Origin of the sequence: Pontibacter sp. BAB1700, from assembly GCF_000277005.1 — a bacterium.
GTDB classification, from domain to species: Bacteria; Bacteroidota; Bacteroidia; order Cytophagales; family Hymenobacteraceae; genus Pontibacter; species Pontibacter lucknowensis.
Genome location: NZ_AKIS01000241.1, coordinates 1 through 1,600, shown reverse-complemented (window position 1 = coordinate 1,600; position 1,600 = coordinate 1). Strand labels below are relative to the sequence as shown.

Genomic DNA, 1,600 nt, shown 5'->3' with positions numbered 1-1,600 from the left:
TATTTTATAATTTTGGGCAAAACATCTAGTCCTTTATGTCGCTACAGCATGACATTGCCTCTATCCGGAAGAACTACTCCCGGCAGGCTCTTACCGAAGAATCCGTTTCAAATGATCCGCTCGACCAGTTTAAGGTATGGCTCAATGAAGCTATCCTCTCGCAGGTGCTGGAGCCAACGGCGCTGGTGCTTTCTACCGTGTCGGCTGATTGTCGGCCTTCGTCGCGTGTGGTGCTTTTGAAGGAAGTGTCTCCGGATGGCTTCGTGTTTTTTACCAATTACGAAAGCCGCAAAGGACACGAAATGGCGGAGCGGCCTTATGGCTCGATGACCTTTTTCTGGGCGGAGCTGGAGCGGCAGGTGCGCATTGAAGGCACTATAGAGAAAGTGACCTCAGAGGTATCGGATGTGTACTTCCACAGCCGTCCGCGCGGCAGCCAGATCGGGGCCTGGGCCTCGCCGCAGAGCCGTGAGATAAACAATCGTGAAGAGCTGGAACAGGCGGAGGCGAAATATGAACAAGACTTTGCCAACCTGGATGTAGTACCCCGTCCACAGCACTGGGGAGGCTATGTGCTGAAGCCGGAGCGTATTGAGTTCTGGCAAGGCCGTCCAAACCGACTGCATGATCGCATCGTGTTTGAACAAGCTGACACCCAATGGAACCGCAAAAGGCTTGCGCCCTGATTCTATACCTATACCTGTAAACAAACCTGATGGCTGAAATACTACCCATAAAAGCATGGCGCTACAAAGAAGAACTGAGCCAGTCGATTGAAGAACTGACCTCTCCCCTTTTTGATGTGGTGTCGGCGAAGCAGCGGGAGGCGCTGTACCAGAACCCGATCAACAGCATACATCTATCCGTGCCTCGCGGCGATACGCCCGCTGACACTGCGGCAGACATGCTGCAAGAGTGGAAAGCAGCGGGTACAATTGTGCAGGACCCGCTACCCGGTATTTATGTGTACTACCAGTATTTCAGGCTTCCGGGCAGCGACCGCGAATACTGCCGCAAAGGCTTCATATGCCATATCAAAGCCTACGACTGGAACGAAGGTATGCTCCTGCGCCACGAAAACACTATACCAAGTGCCGTAAACGATCGCATCGACCTGCTCGACAAGACCCTGATGAACACCAGTGCCACTCACGGGCTATACACCGACCCTGAATTTGTATTGGAGCGTTACATGGATGAAAGTATTCAGTCGCCACTTTACGTGACCGAGGATTACCAGGGCGTGCGCGACGTACTGGCCGTGATTCATGACCGTGACGTGATCAGGCAATTTTTAGCGGTACTGGAACCGCGACAGGTGCTGTTGGCCGATGGACACCACCGTTATGAGGGCTCGCTGGAGTACCGCAAAAAGCGCATGGCCGACAATCCCAACCACACCGGTATGGAGGCTTATAACTACCACCTGATGTACCTGACCAACACCGAAGCCGACGATCTGCGCATTTTGCCGACACATCGGGTGCTGGAAAATATTGACCTGACAGACGAAGAGTTTCTGGAGCGCCTGCGGGAGTACTTTGTAGTAACCCCGAAAGAGGATGCTTACGAACTCAACGAGGTGATCGTGGGCAAAAAC

The 1,600-nt window shown here is 53.1% G+C and carries 2 protein-coding genes; both read left to right on the top strand.

The genetic code is table 11. The features are described from left to right. Window positions 1-35: 35 nt before the first annotated feature. Entirely contained in the window at window positions 36-686 is a 651-nt protein-coding gene (gene pdxH / locus O71_RS20815; RefSeq protein WP_007661160.1) for a pyridoxamine 5'-phosphate oxidase, read from the top strand. 29 nt (window positions 687-715) lie between these two features. Then, on the top strand, window positions 716-1,600 hold an 885-nt coding region (locus O71_RS20810; RefSeq protein ID WP_007661158.1), incomplete at its 3' end, for a DUF1015 family protein.